Below are 17,456 nucleotides of genomic sequence, written 5' to 3'. Positions count from 1 at the left end.
TTTTATTTAAAGTTCACCGTAAAGCCCACTGCGAGAGAGCGTGTTTTCGGATATACGTTCCGGTTATCGATACCGGGTGCAAGCCCGTCGATGGGCATCTCCGGGTCCAGGCCGGAATAAGCGGTCAGGATAAAGAGATTCTGCCCGGAGACATATACACGTGGGTTGGCGAACCGTTTACTGTTGGCCGCAGGGATGTTATAGCCGAGGGTGAAGTTGTCCAGCCGCAGAAATGCGCCATTTTCAATAAAGCGGTCAGACACGTACGTTCCCCGGATATTGCTGTCGGCATATTTGGCGATGATATTCCTTCCGGGCAGGCGGCTGAAACGGTCGCCAAGCACCAGTTCTGTAGCGTTAAAGATCTGGTAGCCGAACAGGCTGCGCAGGAGGAAATTGAGGTCGAAGTTTTTGTACCGGAAAGTATTGGCGAGACCGGCCTGGTATTTAGGCAGACCGTTACCGGCCACGCGGCTGTCGCTGCGGAAGTCGAAGGAACCGTTGCCGTCGAGGTCTTTGAACTGCTGATTGCCGTTGGCGTCCACGCCGTCATACTGCGGGATATAGAAGGTACCGATAGAATACCCCGGAACCACCTTTACGATTTGTACGGCGGTAAGGCCGCGGGCGCCCACAGTACCGGAATAGATAGCATCGCTTTTAAACTGGTCGTTGGCGATGGACAGGATCTCGTTGTAGTTGCGGGAGATGTTGAACGACACATCCCAGCTGAAATCTTTCTGCTGGACGACACCTGCGCTGAGTGATAGTTCCACCCCCTTGTTGCTGATCTGTCCAACGTTGGCCAGGATAGTGGGGAACAGGTATGGCGGAGAGGGCACATTGTAGTTAAACAACAGGTCTTTGGTGCGCTTGTCGTAGTATTCGAGGGTACCGGTCAGCCGGCCTTTGAACAGGCTGAAGTCGATGCCGGCATTGAACTGCGCGGTGGACTCCCAGCGCAGGTTGGCATTTTCATTTTGTCCGATTTTGTAGGATGTTACCCAGCGGCCGTTGTCCAGCACTTTACCACCGGGACTGTAGGTCAGCGGCGATTTATAGTTCTCGATTTCCTGGTTACCAGTAACGCCGTAGCCTACACGTAGTTTCAGGTCTTCCAGCCAGGAGCTGCCGGCGAGGAATGGTTCCTGTGTCATACGCCATGCGAAGGAGGCTGACGGAAAGGTGCCCCATTTTTTATCACGGCCGAAACGGGTGGACCCGTCACGGCGGACGGTAGCGGTGAGCAGGTATTTATCGTGATAGCTATAGAAAGCGCGACCGATAAAGGACACCAATGCGTTCTCCCCTGCTCCGGAACCCACGGTGGGCAGGTCTGCCTGGCCGGCGCCCAGGTTATCATATCCGAAGATATCAGACACAAACTGGGTGTTACCGGCATTCATGGAATTGGTGTAGAAATTCTGATAGGAATAACCGGCAGTCAGTTTCAGGTTGTGCTGCCGCCATTGTTTGGCGTACGTGAAATAGGTTTCCAGTGTTTTGTTGTCCCATGTTTTGGATTCTCGGGTGGCGGTGCCGTTGCTGCCTGCGCCTTCGATCACCGGGGACTTTTTGGAATAATACATGCCTCTGTCGCTGGAAGCTCTTTCCAGTCCCAATAACAGGTCGTAGGTCAGATTTTTCGTAATGTCGTAGGTGATCTTGGCGGACCCGATAAATTTATTGAAGGCACGCTGATGTTTGATCTGGTTGGCCAGCGCTACCGGGTTATAGTTATCATTGATGTCCAGTTTTTCGAAGTAGGTGCCATCGGGTTTGTAGATAGGTGCGGTGGGGTTGTAGGCGATGGACTGCTCCCAGAGACGGTTATCGCCCTGGTCGTCAGGATTCAGGCCCTGGTAGCGGTTCTTCTCCCCTACGTAGTTCATAGACAGGCCAATGCGGAGGCGGTTATCGAAGATGCCCTGGTCCAGCGTGATGCGGCCGATGATACGTTCGAGTCCGGAGTTGATCACCACGCCTTCGTTGTTGAGATAGTTGACAGAGGCGCTGTAGCGGGTATCTCCTTTGCCGCCGCCCATGGAGAGGTTGTGGCTATGGCTTACGCCTGTGCGGGTGATGGCCTTCTGCCAGTTGGTGCTGGCGCCGAGGTCAAACCCGTTGGGGTCTATATTGTTATCCTTCAGGTATTTCCGGTATTGGTCGGCGTTCAGTACGTCGTAGGTATTGGCGATCTGGTCGAAGCCTACATAACCGCTGTACGATACCTGCGGGGCGCCCTCTTTACCACGGCGGGTGGTGACGATGATAACGCCGTTGGCGCCGCGGGAGCCGTAGATCGCCGCTGCGGAAGCGTCTTTCAGCACATCGATGGACACGATATCATCGGGCGGCACCACGTTGATATCTATCCCGGGGATGCCGTCCACCACAAACAGTGGCTGGCTGCTGGCCGACAGCGAGGAGGCGCCTCTGAGCCGGATACTGATTTTTCCGTTGGGGTTGCCGCCGGGTTTACTGATAACCAGACCAGCCACTTTGCCCTGCAGTACCTGTACGGGGTTGCTGATGATACCTTTGTTGAAGTCTTTGGGAGCAACGCTCACCACAGACCCTGTGAGGTCTTTTTTCTGGGTGGTACCGTAGCCTACCACCACCACTTCGGAGAGGGCGCTGGAAGATTTTTTCAGCTGCACCTGCATATTGCCTTTCACCGGCATTTCCAGCTGATCGTAGCCTACGTAGCGGAACAGCAGGGTGCCGCCGGCGGGCGCATTCAGCTGAAAGTTACCGTTTTCATCCGTCAGCGTGCCGATGGCCGTGCCTTTCACCTGTACCGTTACCCCCGGCAGAGGGCTGCCATCATCGGCGCCGGTCACCTTTCCTTTTACCTGGATGTTTTCCCAGCCGGTATTTTCCGGGATGATGACCACCAGTTTGTTTTCCAGTTCTTTATAGGTAAACCCGCTACCGGCCAGCAGCTTGTCCAGCAGTACGGGCAGCGGTTCTGCTTCCGCGTTGAGGCTTACTTTCCGGTGCAGGTCCACTTTACGGTCGCTGTACAGGAAACGTACGTCTGTCTGTCCGGAGATCCGGTCCAGCACTTTTTTGATCTCCGTGTCTTTGACCGACAGGGTCACCCGGCGCTGGGAATAGCCGCTGGCAGCCACCTGCATACAGGAGATTAAAACAATAATAAATGACAGCTTCATAATGACTAGAGGCTTTAGTACCGCCGTTCTTCGCCGGCGACAACGCGATTGGTTGACATTTTGCATAAATTTGTGATGATGGGTGAGAAAATAACAATGCCTTGTCCGCCCGGCCAAAGGGGATATGCATTGTTTCTTTACCTGGAATAGCAGGAAATGTTCGTAGCATTTCCTGTTTTTTTTCTGTGTTGTTCTACTGTGTTTTAAGGATTCATAACGTTTTTTGCTGCTTATTTTTTTGTTGACGTGCCAAATATGGTAATGTTGTTGCCCTGTACTTCATAGCGGAAATCCTCTGTCAGCTGCAGGGCGTCCAGCGCCTGTGTGACGGTTTCCCCGGCAAAGGCGCCGCTGAAGACATAGTGCTTCGGTTTTTCATCCCGGAAAGTGATGCTTACGCCGTACCAGCGTTGCAGCAGGCGGGCCAGCTCTTCAAAGTCCATTTCGTCAAATTGCAGCCGGTTGCTGACCCAGGCCGTTTCCGTCAGACTGCTGTCAGCCAGTGGTGTAGCGACCGGTAATGTCGCCGGGGCGCCGGCGCGTATGGTTTTCAGGTTTATCTTTTTTATCGGCGCGGCGATAGAGGCCGTACCGTCGAGCGATACTTTTTCGTAGGGGCGCAGGCGTATCCTGCTATCAGGTGTTTTATCGGCATAGACTTCCACGGCGCCTTCGAGCAGCGTGGTTTCACAGGAGGGTTGCCCGTGATAGGCTTTTACGTTAAAAGCGGTGCCCAGTGCGTGGATATTAACGCCGGAAGCGTGCACCACAAAAGGGCGGGCCGGGTCCGGCGCCACCTCAAAATAAGCCTCTCCTTCCAGCCACAGCTCGCGGCCGGAGCCGTCCAGTACGCAACGCAGCTGGCTGCCGCCGTTGAGGTGTACCGTACTGGCATCTGACAAACGGAAGGTTTTCCGTTCCCCGTCGGCTGTTCGCACCACCTGCTGATATGCCCTCCCGTCGGGCCTGAATAAAAAGAATAAGCCCAGCAACGTGACTGCCGCTGCTCCCCAGTACCAGCGGAGCCGGTAGATCCCCCCTTTTTTTATTGTTTTTTCGGGAGATGGGTGGGCAGGCTCCGCCACGGCCATGATGTCCCGGAAAATATCTCCGGGCGCCTGACCGGCTACCGGGACGGCGTCCCAATATTGTTCCAGCAGGGAGTACGAAGCCCGCTGTTCGGGATATCGCTGCAACAGGGATTCCAGCTCAGCCATCCCATCCGTGTCTATGGTGCCGGCCAGCCGGGCAGTAATCAGTTCATTCAGGCGTTGTTCATCTGTCATTATTCTTCCGGAAAGAAGTGCTCTCCGGATAACCAGACACGAAAAAAACGACGATTACCTACAGACAGTAAAAAAAAATTTTGAACGATGGGGAATTGGGGGAAATCACCGTACAGGATGCTGCACCGCCTGCAGCGTTTCCCGGAGACGTGTCACAGCCCGCACCAGCTGGGTCTCCACGGTGCGCGGTGAAATATCCAGGATGGCCGCTACCTCTTTATATTTAAATCCTTCTTCCCGGACCATGCGAAAAACGGTCCTGCATTGTGGCGACAGGCGGTCTACCGCGGCATCCAGTTGCTGTTGCAGCTCTTTCCATTCCAGTGAGGGATGCTGCCCCGTTTCCGCCGGCTCCTCAATACTATCGAGCCCCAGCCACCGGTGCTGCTGATGGTCCCGTACATAATTATAGCTGCGGTGACGGACAGCGGTATATAAGTAGGTCTTCAGCCGTATAACCCCTCCCGTTTGCCGGCGGTTTTTCCATAACTGCACAAAAACATCCGACACGATCTCTTCCGCTGCCTCACGGGTTCCTGCCAGGTCGGCCGCAAAGCGGACCAGCCGCTGGTAGAAACCATCGAATAACGTACGGAACGCCGACTGATCATCCGCTCCGCAAACCGCCTGCCATAGGGTGTTTACTTCAGCGTCTCCCATACCGTGATTTTTAATAATACGTGCACCGGGGTAAACTACTCAAATTTTCTTGCAAAGAATGCAAAGATTTTAGCGGACGGCAAGAGCACAAAGTAGCTAAAATCTTTGCGCACTTTGCGTGACTGCATTGCTGCTTTGCCTGAAAAGCTCTACCTTCCTGTTATGAAAAATACCCTGCTGCTATTGTTACTATGCATAGGCAGTATCCGGGAGCTCACTGCACAAACGACCGAAAAATGCTGTGACAACGCCACCTGCAGAGCTAAAGCGGTATCCTATGCACAAACCATATCTGCGCTCACGAAAACCCTCGGAAAATACCAGCCGCAGGACAGCGCCAACGAACAGCTGCTGGCACAGCTGCAGCGAAGAAATCCGCAAAGCTACGAGGATTTCGTCCGGGTCAGCCGGCAAACCGCCACTTTCATCAACGATACGCTCAATGGTACCTGCTTCGCGGACGCGCTGCCGGACGATGAAGCCAATAACGTATTTCAGTGGCTTGTGTATATGAACCGGCAACACATCGCCCACCCCGATTTTCCTTCGTCGGAATTCTGCAACGGGCTGGAAAGGCGCTTCGAGCTTAGTCAGGGCGCCGCCAACATCCTGAGCAACCAGGTGGCCTACCTCGGTACTCTCCGCGGTTACCTCAGTTACACGTTCGCCCGCGCCGGGCAATGCGGCGGCCGCCTTCGCCTGATGGCCGGCCCCGCTGTCTTCCTCCGCGGCAATACGTTTTATACCACGCTGAGTACGCGGGTGGCTGTCCGGCTCACCGATATCTCCGTCAAAAAGATCCCCATCGGCGTCGGTAACATTAACGCCTATACGGAATACAATACCAGCTTCGTTCACTTTAACCAGGTGGCACTGGGAGCGGAAGTACAGCTGGGGCCTTTTGGCCTCAACCTGTCGGTCAACAATGAACTGAAATCCGCCCGCATGGGCTTTGCCGTTGGCCTCGTCCTGTTTCATCAGCCTTTCAAAAAAAGATCATGAACGTACTTATCACCAGCGGAGGCGGCGCCAAAGGCGCTTTCAGCGTGGGCGCCCTCCGGCAACTGATGGCCACCACCGGCATCCGCTCTTTCGACCTCATCAGCGGCACCAGCACCGGCGCCCTTATAGCCGCCATGGTGGCAGCCGGTAAAATACCAGCGGTGACGGATATCTACCTGAGCAACAGTAATGCAGACATCCTCAACAAACAAAACGCCATCGATAACATCCTCAACAACAAACCCTACCTGTACGATACCACGCCGCTGGAAAACCAGATCCGTCAACAGATGGACGCTGCCGCCTGGAACACCATACGGCAATCCTCTTCCGTGCTGTGCCTCAACGCTGTCTGCCTGCAAACAGGACGCCTCAGCATCTTCTCCTCCCATCCTATACAGGCAGGCCTCCATTACGATAACCTCGTCATCAATTCCACCGACATGCTGGTGAAAGCGCTGCAAAGCAGCAGCAACCAGGCTGTTTTTATGCCTCCGGTGACCATCAACGGTCTTCAGTATGTAGACGGCGGCAACCGCGAAGTGATCCCTACCCGTACAGTCGTCACCAATCTTCCCCCCGGGCAGGAACACCGTATTTATATACTCAGCAATAATCCGGATGCCCAGCAACCAGGCAACAGCAACTATACCGGTTTGCTGGATGTGCTCTTACGCGCCGTCACCATCTTCATACAGGACGTACGGGAAAACGATCTGGAAGTGCTGCGTAATTTCCAGCAGACAGCCACGGCGCCGGTGAGGGTTTATTACATCAGCCCCGAAGCCGAACTGGACCCCGATTTCCCCACCGGTCTGCGTTTTGACCGGCTGCTGATGCAGGCCTGGATGAAACAGGGACAGCTGCGCGCCAAAACCATCCTGCAACAATATCCCGACGGCAACTGGTAACGTGCGAAATTGAAGACGGCTGTCTCAAAAAACGGACGCGCCATGACCAATCCGGCTGACAGTCTGAAAGCAGCGTAGTCATCTTCAGCTGAAAGGACCACTAGGCGCCCAACAGGTACAACACTTTGTCAGCCTCGCCATTTCTTCCCGGAAGTACATGCAGATGCACTTCCAGCCCGGGGCTGACAGGGTGCTCCGTCTGCCGCAGAGGTTTCAGCAGATAAAGGGTATCACCGATACGAATATACGTGTCATGAAGCCCTTTACCCCGTTGTAAAGGGACCAGTACTTCCGTAATTTTTCCTATAATAATCATTTTCTCCCCGTCGCGGTGCTCGCCCACCAACCGTTTATCCGTTTCCGTTAATACCGCCGGTGCTTTGACAGCAGGCGAATCCGGATACACCACCCGCAGCAGTACGCCGGTAACGCTGATATGCAACTGCACACGTTCACCCACAGCCCCCGCAGCGTACTCGATCACCCCGGGATACCAGGAAGCCAGCTGCCGGCCCAGAACAGACACGCCCGGCAACGGTACCGCCAGCCGGTACACCTCACCACTGTCCGCCACATAATCCACCCCGCCACGGCCATTGGCCTGCAGCCCTTTTAACTGCATCTCGATAATCCCCTTGCGGCCATTATCAATACTGCGCTGACTCCGCCGCCGCATCAGCCACACGCCCCGCCACATAAAATAACAAAGCGAAAACATCAGCAAAAAGATCAACGCCACCCCAATGGTGAAACCAGCCGCTTCAGCAGGAATAAACAACAACAATCCAAAAACCAGCGTCACACATGTGAAAAACACCAGCAGTCTCAAACGACGCCCCTTCACCTGGCCAAGGCTTTGCAATAATTGAACATCCGTTTCCGTCAATTGGGTTTCTTGTCTCGTCATACCGCGAAGGTACTAAATTGAAACTGTCAGAACGATGACAACACCCCGTTCCCCGGAGGCACGACTCCCGGTATAAAGCCATCATCGAAAAAAAGAATGATGATGTCTTTATACATTATTCGCACGGGCAGGGAAAATATCACACCGTTCCCGGGAGAAATTTCTTTGCCATAAGTAGCGCAGGAATAAGGTGTGCGGGTCATCAGCACGGGGTGCTGTCCGGTGCTGTCGGGCGGCTGTCGCTGACTGCAGCACGCACCATATGCCTGCATAAACATGTTTCATGGCCCCCTGCTTACCCGCCACTAGTACCCTTTGTTCTGCGGGAAGTTGGCGGGATCGTTGTGTATATTGATTTCACGCTGTGGTATCGGAAACAGCAGACGGTCGGCATTTAATACCGGCGTAGCCAGGTTGTACTCCTGCTTCAGGTGCGCCTGTAACACCGCTACCCCATTAGTGCTACGGGCCAGATCGAACCAACGGTCATTTTCAAAGGCCAGCTCTGTTCTCCGTTCCCGGAACACCGCGTTGCGGAAACTGGCCTGGTCCGGCAGCTCCGCCACTGTTTTCTCCGGCAGCCCGGCCCTTTTACGCACGGCATTCAGGAAACCGAACGCCGTTCCGGCTCCGGTAGCAGCGCTGTATGCCTGTTCATTAAGCGCCTCTGCCTGCAACAACAGGATATCGGCATAACGCAGTACCGGGAAATTGCTGCCCCCGTCGTTGGTAGCGCCTGGCACATCGAGGTATTTTTTTATATAATTGCCCTTGACAACATTCGTGGCGCTATTATTATAGATAGTGTCCAGCGATACGCCGAGACGTTTGTCGCCGGCCTCGTAAGCAGCCACCAGGTCATGGGTAGGCCGGTTGTTATTGGAACCGCCGTACAACACACCATTATAATAGAAAGACACCGGCACCATATCCGCGAAGTAGTTGTTGCCCTCGGAAGGATTAAGTCCTTTTTTGAACCGCACGGCAAACAGGATCTCCGGATTCACCACATTGGCCGGCTTGTACAGGTCGGCATATTCGTTGACCAGGCTGTAACCGTTGCCCACGTTCTTCAGCGCGGTCAATGCAGTGGCCCATTTCTTCTGTGTCACCAGCACTTTGCCCAATAGCCCCGAAGCGCTACCGGCGGTAGCCCTGCCATAGTCGCCGGCGTTGGTATACGACCCGGGAAGCAATGTTACGGCTGCCTGCAGGTCATTTTCTATCTGCGTATATACTTCTGCGGTAGCATTCCTTTTATGGTTCAGCGCCTGCGAGGTCGTTTCCATTTTGGTGACCAGCGGCACCGGTCCGTATAGCCGTACCAGGTTGAAGTACGATAGCGCCCTGAGAAACAGCGCCTCCCCTTTGTACTGCTTTTTGGAAGCATCGGGGATGCTGGAAGCATCTATCTGGTCCAGCACCGCATTGGCCCGCGTGATGATCACATAGGCGCCGGCATAACCGTCGCTGATAAAAGGATTGGTGGTCACCTCGGTAAAAAAATCTACCTGCGAAGCCACGCCGGCCAGGGCGCCCCTGTCCCAGATATCAGTGTTATCACTACGTACCTCCATCAGGTAGTAGTAGGCTTTGCCATAGGTCTGGGTACTCTGCAGACCGTCATAGATGGCGTTTACCCCCTGCTCAAAATCGGAGGCTGTCTTAAAGAAGGTAGCAGTTGTTTGGTTCGATTGCGGCGTAAGGTTGATAAAATCCTTACTGCAGGCGCTGAAGGTGAGCATTCCCAAAAGCGGTAATATATATTGACGTTTCATGTAGCCCAGATTTTAGAATGAAAGATTTAAGCCGGCGATAAACGTTTTGGGCAGCGGATAGGTGCCATAGTCCTCTCCCTGCGACAGCGGGCTGTCGGGCCGGGCGTTGACTTCGGGATTGTACCCGGTGTAACGTGTCCAGGTGTAAATATTCTGTCCGGACGCGTATACCCGCAGGGCGTTGATACGATTGCCCAGCATTTTTTTGTTGAAGGTGTAACCGAGGGTCACATTGCGCAAACGCACAAACGAACCGTCTTCCACATGGAAGGAGCTGATCTGTGCGCTGTTGGCGTTGGTGACACGGTTGGCCCGCATCACGTTACCATCGCCGGGGTCCTGCGGGGATTTCCAGTAAGACAGGGCATCGGCCATCTGGTTGGCGTTACCTTCCATATTAAAGATAAAGCGGCGCTGCAGGTTCAGGATCTCGTTGCCATGTACGCCCTGCAGCGATATTGCCAGGTCGAAGCCTTTGTACCGGAACTCGTTGGTCATTCCCCAGATAAAATCCGGGAAATAGCTGCCGATGGCGGTACGGTCGTTGGCATCGATTTTTTTGTCGCCGTTTACGTCCACAAAACGGCGGTCGCCGGGTTTGGCAGTGGCATAATGCGGATAACTGTTGATTTCTTCCTGGTTTTTAAAGACGCCTCCGTTGACATAACCATAGTAGCTGCCGATGGGCTGCCCTACCGCGGTGATAAACAGCTGGGAGATAGTACCGTTGCCCCCGTCTGAAAGGATCGGCGCATTACCGGGACCAAGCTGCAGGACCTTATTTTTATTAGCTGACAGGTTGATGTTGGTGTTCCAGCTGAAAGCGCCGGTAAGGTTGCGGGTGGTCAGTCCGAATTCCACGCCGCTGTTCTGCACCTTGCCTACATTTTTAAGCGCGGTGGCGAAGCCGGAACTGAAGGGCACCGGGACATTCAACAGCAGGTCGGAGGTAGTGGTTTTATAATAGTCGGCGCTGAGGTAGATACGATTGCTAAAGAGGCCGAGGTCCAGGCCGGCGTTGAACTGCACCGTCTTTTCCCAGGTCAGGTCCGGGTTGGCCGGCTGGGAAAGGCCTGCGCCATTGACGACAATACCGTTGCCGCTGCCGAGGATATAATTATTGGAGGCCAGCAGATCGTAAGAGGCATAATTGGCAATCTGGAAGTTACCGGAGGTACCATAACTCGCGCGTGCCTTCAGTTCGGAGATGACGGGCACTTTAAAGAAAGCCTCGTTGCTGATGAGCCACCCGCCGGAGACGGAGGGAAAATAACCCCATTTATTGTTGGCCCCGAAACGGGAAGAGCCATCGCTGCGCAGACTGGCGCTCACAAAATATTTATCGTCGTAGTTGTAGTTGACACGGCCAAGGTAAGAGAGCAGCGACCATTGGGAGGTATTGGAAGTACCGCTGGTGATGGTGGCGGCATTGATCGTATGTACGGCATCGTTAGGGAAGCCGGTGCCTGTGGTTTCATTGGCTTTGGTGGTATTTTTCTGGGAGGTATACCCTGCCAGCACATCAAAACGGTGTTTGGAGACTTCAAAATGATAGTTGAGCGTGTTTTCCCAGAGCCAGTTCACCGATTGCGCCGTTTGGGCGGAACCTTTAGGCACGGTCGGCGCGGTCTGCTGGATGGGCTTATAGCTGCCCAGCGTGGAAGGCCGGTAGTAGTTACGGTTGAAATAGTTGATATCTGCGCCGAAGAAAGTCTTGAAGGTCAGTCCCTTGATGATCGTGTATTCGCCATAGATATGTCCGAGGTTGCGGATATGGTCCAGCTTATCTTCTATCTGGGTGGCGAGGGCGACAGGATTTTCACCGCCGGAGTAACCGAAGGCCCAGGCGTTTTGTTTGTTGGTGGCCAGCGAGCCATCGGGGTTATACACCGGGAAGATGGGCGCCGCCTTCAGGGCGTTGCTCAGGATACCGTCGAAAGTCCAGGGGCCTTCACTGTTGATCAGGTCATAATGATCATAGGATGGGTTCAGGGAGAGCCCTACTTTCAGCCGGGGCGTGAGATTGGCCGTGAGATTGGCCCTTACCCCATATCTTTTGTACCCTGAAGCGATCACGATGCCTTTTTGATCAAGATAATTTCCGGAGATGTAATACTGGAACTTATCATTGCCGCCGGAAGCGGAGAGCGTGTGGTTCTGTACCGGCGTGGTGCGGAATACCGCATCCTGCCAATCGGTGTTTACCAGCCCCTGTTCCCCTCTGAGGTAGGGCAGTATTTCAGGGGGTATCTGGTAGTTGGAGTTGCCGCGGGTGGCGTTGTCGTCGTTGATGCTGCCATTGGGTCTGGCATCGAGGTAAGCGTTGTTTTTAGCGTCGAACGACAGTTTGGCCCACTGGTAAGCGTCCAGCATATCGATCTTTTTGCTGACCTGCTGGAAGCCGCCATAGGCGTTATAGCTGAAGGAAGGCGGGCCTTCTTTTTTTCCTTTTTTGGTGGAGATGAGCACCACACCGTTAGACGCACGGGAGCCATAGATAGCCGCCGCGGAGGCGTCTTTGAGAATTTCGATGGATTCGATATCGTCGCTGTTGAGGGTACTGAGCGGATCGGGGGATTTCTGAAAAGATGCCTGTCCGGTGATGCCCACCACATCGGTGGTGCCTTGCAGGTTCTTCAGATCGTTGGATAACGGGAAGCCATCTACGACGTAGAGCGGGTCGGTGCCGGCGGAGATCGAGTTAAGGCCCCTGATACGGACGCTGAGGCTGCCGCCGGGGGCGCCGGTATTCTGGATCACCTGTACGCCGGCCACTTTACCGGCAATCGCCTGGGCAAAGCTGGATACCGGCTGGTCTTTCAGTTCCGCTGCGCGGATGGAAGACACGGCGCCGGTCACTTCGCGGCGGCGTTGCACGCCGTAGCCGACCACCACCACCTGATTGAGGGACGAAGCCGATTCTTTGAGGGTGACGGCCAGTTGCAGGGGCGTTCCTGTTTTGACGGTGTAGCCAGACAGCACCTGTGGCTCCAGTCCTACAAAAGTGATCCGGAAAGTGTAAGGCCCTGCGGGCAGATCGGGAAACTGAAATACGCCGGCCGCGTTGGTCTGAGTGGAACTGGTGGCGCCGGTAGCCGTGTTGGTGGCCGTCACCGAGGCGCCTGGCAGGGTTTCATTGCGGTCATTGCGAACGGTACCGCTTACGCCTGCACGCTGTTGCGCCAGCAAAAACAGCGGGGAACCCAGGGCCAGTATCAACAGGAGGATAGCCCATGTCCGCTTACGTGCATTAATGTAAAATAAGTCCATAGGTAACTTTTGGTTTAAACAAATGAGTGGTTTTACCAGGTGGCCTGGTGTGCTCCGGGTGGTAACAGCGCGACAATCTTTTTGTTAAAAATGAGGGCGCAGGAGTGCCAGCGCGATACCAACTGCGATCGATTCCGGTTGCTGTACTGCTGCCCTTTTGTCAGCAGAAAAATGATGATCCGTAAGCGCGATAAAAGTAACTACAAGTTTTTAGTCTACAAAATTTATAGACTTTTAACTTTCCTTGTGCCCTACCGCTCATGTATTTTTAAATTCTTCCGATGGTTTTATCAATTTAAATTAAATTATTATATTCGTGAAAATATATATACACGATGACCGCAATCAGTCATGATAAATTACTGGAATTGGGTTTCATTTTTCAAGCGGCCAAAAGGTCGTATAAAATCGAAATCGGAGGGTCAGCATTTGGGGTGGTAGCGAGCGGTCCCCGGTGGTTATTTTCTCCTTTGCCGATGGAACACGTTTCCCTCGTGACGGTCAACTCGCTGGAGGAGCTGGGAGACCTGGTATTTGCAGAGACCGGGACCAGGCCAGGCGCCGGACAAACGGCCTAGACGGTATTTTCCGGGCACTATTTAAAGTTTTGCTTTACTTTAATTAATTTCCATAAACCAATTGATAATCTGAAGATTACAACAACACTATATTATCAACCAGGTAATAAAAAATGCAGGTCTAAAAAACCTGCATTTTTATTAAGTAATACATAAAAAACGACCTATTTCAGCCATTTTTTAAGATCTTCGAGGAAAGAAACCTGCTGATCGGCGAACACATTATGCCCCGCCCCCTCCAAATAATCGACCCGGTCACTGCCGATAATCTCCATTACTTCACTTACCTGCTTTTCAGAAAACAGTCCGTCTTCCCTCCCATAAACGGCGTAGATTTTTGTCTTCTTTGCTACCAGGTTTCTGAGCGCCGGCAGCATGTTCAAAGTAGTGTAATGTTCATGCTCCCAATAGCCCGTTGGCGCCAGTCGCGTCATTTGGCTACCGTATTTTTTCACGACAGAATCCTGCTTCATTTCCTGGTAGATCAGCTTTGCCTCTTCAGAAGGATGCACCGGACCATATAAACCATTCAGCATCGCATGACCCAACGTATAGGAGTTATATGCCAATCCGGCAGTATCCATTTGCTCGATCATCCCGATATACCGGAGGCTCATACTGTCCTTTTTTGCCTCATAAATACCCTTCACTTTTGCCAGTATGGTACGGTAAGTTTCCTGTGCATCGAGTAACGCATCTGCCAATACGATGGCGTCAACGGCGGCCGGTTTTTTCTCCGCATATTGAATAGCCAGCACGCCACCGAAACTGTGACCCAGCAAAACGGCCTTCTTCAGCCGGTACGTTTTATAAAGAGCATCAATGTCTGCCAGCGCCTCCCTGAAAGTAAACTGAGCGGCGCTGTCGGGCGAACGGCCCTCGCCCCTGCGGTCATAAACGATCACAAAAAAGCCTTTGTCAGCCAGCCTGGCTGCCGTGCTCCGCTCAAAAAAGGCGGCGTTATACCCCGGACCTCCATGCAGGAAGATGACCGGTTTGTCTTTGGCGTTGCCATAAGTCTCTACATATAAGTTCTGGGAATGGGCCCGGCACAATACCAGGCAAAACAGGGCGGTAAGGATTTGTTTCATGAAACGGGAAGGGGATTTTTTTACCGGGCGAAAGTAGTAAAAAAGCATCTTACATTTGCGGTTCAACATATATTATGAAAGCGACAATTTGTGTAACCTCCCTTTTGCTGGCTATCCTGTGCCTCTCCTTTACGGCAGGGCCCGGAAAGCAGTATTGCAACAACCGTTTCCTGTTCTGTATGGAGTATCCGGACGACTTTAAAGCCGATGGCGAATCCGGCAACGGTGACGGCCAAACGTTTTCCGCCCTCAAAGGCACGGCTAAAATATACGCCTTCGGTCAACTGGTAATGGACCCTGCGGATATCGACGAGAATGTTCAGCCGGGCACAGACCCGCTGAAGTACAACTTCCGGTCCGTCACCAAAGGCCTTAAAGTAGCCTACCAGGTCATCAAACCTAACTATTACATTTATTCGGGCACCAACAACAAAGGTGAAATCGTTTACTGCAAGACCGCAAAACGTAAAATCGACTATATGGGCAGCGAATCAGACGTATTCCAGACCATCATGATCACCTACCCGGCAGCGGAACAGGACAAATACAAAGATTATTGTACCTATATCGCAGGAAGCCTCAAATAAGAGGCTTCCTTTTCCCCTTTCCCCCCTTTTGCCGATTCTACGTGAATTATTACTACCTTCCCTGTCTGAACAAAAACAACCAAAGTCAGTAACTGTTACCACGTGATAAGAGACAGGATACTAACCAACCATCCTGACAAACAGCTGAATAATTCGGATGAACAATGAACCAGTAACTTTCCGCGACCAGCACACTGCCGGCCAGCCGCAGGCGGACACCGCCAACGCCCTGTTATGGGAAGAAGTGCGTCAGAACAACCAGGAGGCGCTGGTAGCCCTGTACGAAAAAATGTACCTGTCCCTGGTCAATTATGGCATCCGCAGCTGTGGCGACGCAGAGCTGACCAAAGACGCCATCAACGATGTTTTCCTGGAAATATGGGACAAACGGCACCAGCTGAACACCGTGCGGAATGTGAAGTCTTACCTCTTCACCTACCTGCGCCGGAAAATATTTGCCGGCATCCGCCAGTCACAGCAGACCGGCGCCGCCGCTGACGCTTTCGCCACCGCAGCGCCCTATGAGCTTTCCTACGAAGCCCGCATAGTGGCGGTACAAACCACCGAAGAACTCCGCCGGAAAGTACGGCGGGCCATCGCGCAACTCACGCCCCGCCAGCAGGAACTGGTGGAGCTCCGCTATTTCGACGGCCTGTCTATGGAAGAAGTGGCCCGCCGCACCGGCATCACCACCAAAACCGCTTACAATACGCTGGGTTCCGCCCTTAAAATATTGTCCGCCGCTTTCTCCCTGCTGATGCTGCTGCACATCAAATCGCTCCGCACCCTGCCTGCGCAGGAGACCACTCTCTCCGTTCACAAAAGAGGCCCTCTGACGGGCCCTTTTGCGGTCGACCTCTATTTAAATATTGTGAACACCTTGAAATAGAGGTCTTTATCTCCCCTTGTCCGGTACTGAAAAAAATATTTTCGGATTCTTTGGGAATAACCCGGGATTCCGCACACTATATCATAGCAACACGTCATGGAAAACGCTTTTACCTCCGCTGAAGATTTCTTACAGGATGATTCCTTCCTTCGCTATTGCATGGGCATAAGCGAGGAAGATATCCGCCGGTGGGAAGACTGGCTCCGGGAAAACCCGGACCGGCAGGCTTCATTTGAGCAAGCCAGAAAAATATTCGATGTCATCAACGGGCAACAGGGACAGCTGTACGCTGCAGTCGGCCAATTCAGGTTGTTGCTCCGGGAGCATGTTGCCAACACAACAGCACAGGCGCCCGCTGCCTTAACCCCTCCTGCCCGGGGCCAACAACGCCGGCTCTACTGGTGGTCTGCCGCAGCCGCCGCACTGCTGCTGATATCCATCACCGGATGGTATCAGTATAGCCGTTACCGTGAACAGCAACAGATCGCTGCCACCCCGCCCGCCCACGACGCGAAACCCGGCACATCCAAAGCAGTACTCACCCTGGCCGATGGCTCCACCGTCCCCCTCGACTCCGCAGGCGCCAGCCAGTTCGAAGAAAAAGACGGCACCCGCATCCATAAAAGCCAGGGCTCCCTCGTGTACGACCACTCCGGCAATACCGAAGAAAAAATTCTTTTCAATACCCTCGCCACCCCCCGCGGTGGTGAATACCAGATCACCCTGCCCGATGGCAGCAAGGTATGGCTCAACGCAGCCTCATCCCTTCGTTTCCCTACCCGCTTCGCCGGCAACGAGCGCACCGTATACCTTAACGGAGAAGCCTACTTTGAAATAACTCCCGACACACGACAACCTTTCCACGTACAACTCAGCGACAACCAGCAAATCACTGTATTAGGCACCAGTTTCAACGTTATGAATTATGCCGATGAACACAACAGCACCACCACGCTCGTCACCGGGAAAGTTATGGTATCCCGGCCCGGCGGACAACAAGCCGTGCTGGCCCCCTCCCAACGGGCGGTCATCACCAGGGGACAAGACCACATCGCAGTATCCGAAGCAGACATCGAAAAAACCATCGCCTGGAAAACAGGCATGTTCGAGTTTGAAGACGACGACCTGCCCTCTATTATGCGGCAGCTCGCCCGCTGGTATGATGTAACGGTCGTTTATGAGGGCCCTATCCCCGACCAGCATTATTCCGGTTCCATCCGTAAAACAGCCGCGCTGTCCCAGGCCCTGCGCATCCTGCAGACAGCCGGCATTCAATATTCTATCACCAACAAAACCATCACTATAAAGAACATGTAGAGAT

General features: G+C 53.5%; 14 protein-coding genes. 6 read left to right on the top strand and 8 right to left on the bottom strand.

Features of this window, described 5'->3' with window-relative positions; translation table 11 throughout:
- Positions 1-2: 2 nt before the first annotated feature.
- From B5D63_RS24580 to B5D63_RS24570, 3 genes are all read right to left on the bottom strand, one after another.
- Positions 3-3,176 (bottom strand): TonB-dependent receptor, encoded by a 3,174-nt coding sequence (locus B5D63_RS24580; RefSeq protein ID WP_159456144.1) that lies wholly within the window; start codon positions 3,174-3,176, stop codon positions 3-5.
- Positions 3,177-3,406: 230 nt separating this feature from the next.
- A complete protein-coding gene (locus tag B5D63_RS24575; RefSeq protein WP_078671525.1) occupies positions 3,407-4,462 on the bottom strand; it encodes a FecR family protein in 1,056 nt (351 codons plus the stop codon).
- 105 nt (positions 4,463-4,567) lie between these two features.
- Positions 4,568-5,122, bottom strand: a complete 555-nt coding sequence (locus tag B5D63_RS24570) for an RNA polymerase sigma-70 factor (RefSeq protein WP_078671524.1) — start codon at positions 5,120-5,122, stop codon at positions 4,568-4,570.
- Positions 5,123-5,284: 162 nt separating this feature from the next.
- Between B5D63_RS24570 and B5D63_RS24565 the strand changes: the two genes are divergently transcribed.
- The gene (locus B5D63_RS24565) at positions 5,285-6,124 is read left to right on the top strand and encodes a hypothetical protein (protein WP_078671523.1); all 840 of its coding nucleotides are present in this window, start codon (positions 5,285-5,287) and stop codon (positions 6,122-6,124) included.
- Complete coding sequence (locus B5D63_RS24560) at positions 6,121-7,035, top strand: patatin-like phospholipase family protein (protein ID WP_078671522.1); 915 nt, start codon at positions 6,121-6,123, stop codon at positions 7,033-7,035. Before B5D63_RS24565 ends, B5D63_RS24560 begins: the two co-directional genes overlap by 4 nt.
- Positions 7,036-7,135: 100 nt before the next feature.
- Here B5D63_RS24560 and B5D63_RS24555 read toward each other — a convergent pair whose 3' ends face one another.
- The 4 genes from B5D63_RS24555 to B5D63_RS24540 are packed head-to-tail and all read right to left on the bottom strand — an operon-like array spanning position 7,136 to position 12,990.
- Positions 7,136-7,942 carry a hypothetical protein gene (locus B5D63_RS24555; protein ID WP_143313071.1) on the bottom strand — a complete coding sequence of 269 codons (807 nt, stop codon included), beginning with the start codon at positions 7,940-7,942 and terminating at the stop codon, positions 7,136-7,138.
- A gap of 26 nt (positions 7,943-7,968) precedes the next feature.
- Positions 7,969-8,214: a hypothetical protein gene (locus B5D63_RS24550; protein ID WP_078671520.1), complete on the bottom strand. Its 246-nt coding sequence runs from the start codon at positions 8,212-8,214 to the stop codon at positions 7,969-7,971.
- A 33-nt stretch (positions 8,215-8,247) separates the two neighbouring features.
- Entirely contained in the window at positions 8,248-9,720 is a 1,473-nt protein-coding gene (locus B5D63_RS24545) for a RagB/SusD family nutrient uptake outer membrane protein (RefSeq protein WP_078671519.1), read from the bottom strand.
- Between the two features lie 12 nt (positions 9,721-9,732).
- Positions 9,733-12,990, bottom strand: coding sequence for a SusC/RagA family TonB-linked outer membrane protein (locus B5D63_RS24540; protein WP_078671518.1), 3,258 nt, complete (start codon positions 12,988-12,990; stop codon positions 9,733-9,735).
- Positions 12,991-13,325: 335 nt separating this feature from the next.
- On the opposite strand from B5D63_RS24540, the gene B5D63_RS24535 reads away from it, so the two are divergent.
- Positions 13,326-13,568 carry a hypothetical protein gene (locus B5D63_RS24535; RefSeq protein WP_078671517.1) on the top strand — a complete coding sequence of 81 codons (243 nt, stop codon included), beginning with the start codon at positions 13,326-13,328 and terminating at the stop codon, positions 13,566-13,568.
- Positions 13,569-13,732: 164 nt separating this feature from the next.
- Here the strand turns inward: B5D63_RS24535 and B5D63_RS24530 are convergent, their stop codons facing one another.
- On the bottom strand, positions 13,733-14,659 hold the full coding sequence (locus tag B5D63_RS24530) for an alpha/beta hydrolase (protein ID WP_159456143.1): 927 nt from the start codon (positions 14,657-14,659) through the stop codon (positions 13,733-13,735).
- Between the two features lie 74 nt (positions 14,660-14,733).
- Between B5D63_RS24530 and B5D63_RS24525 the strand changes: the two genes are divergently transcribed.
- The 3 genes from B5D63_RS24525 (at position 14,734) to B5D63_RS24515 (ending at position 17,452) form a co-directional block, all read left to right on the top strand.
- Positions 14,734-15,246 (top strand): hypothetical protein, encoded by a 513-nt coding sequence (locus B5D63_RS24525; protein ID WP_078671515.1) that lies wholly within the window; start codon positions 14,734-14,736, stop codon positions 15,244-15,246.
- A gap of 157 nt (positions 15,247-15,403) precedes the next feature.
- Complete coding sequence (locus B5D63_RS24520; protein ID WP_078671514.1) at positions 15,404-16,135, top strand: RNA polymerase sigma factor; 732 nt, start codon at positions 15,404-15,406, stop codon at positions 16,133-16,135.
- Between the two features lie 96 nt (positions 16,136-16,231).
- Entirely contained in the window at positions 16,232-17,452 is a 1,221-nt protein-coding gene (locus B5D63_RS24515) for a FecR family protein (protein ID WP_078671513.1), read from the top strand.
- Positions 17,453-17,456: the final 4 nt, after the last annotated feature.

It is taken from the genome of Chitinophaga eiseniae (assembly GCF_900167135.1).
Classification (GTDB): Bacteria; Bacteroidota; Bacteroidia; order Chitinophagales; family Chitinophagaceae; genus Chitinophaga; species Chitinophaga eiseniae.
The sequence above is the reverse complement of the archived record's forward strand: the minus strand, read 5'-3'. Positions and strand labels throughout refer to the sequence as shown.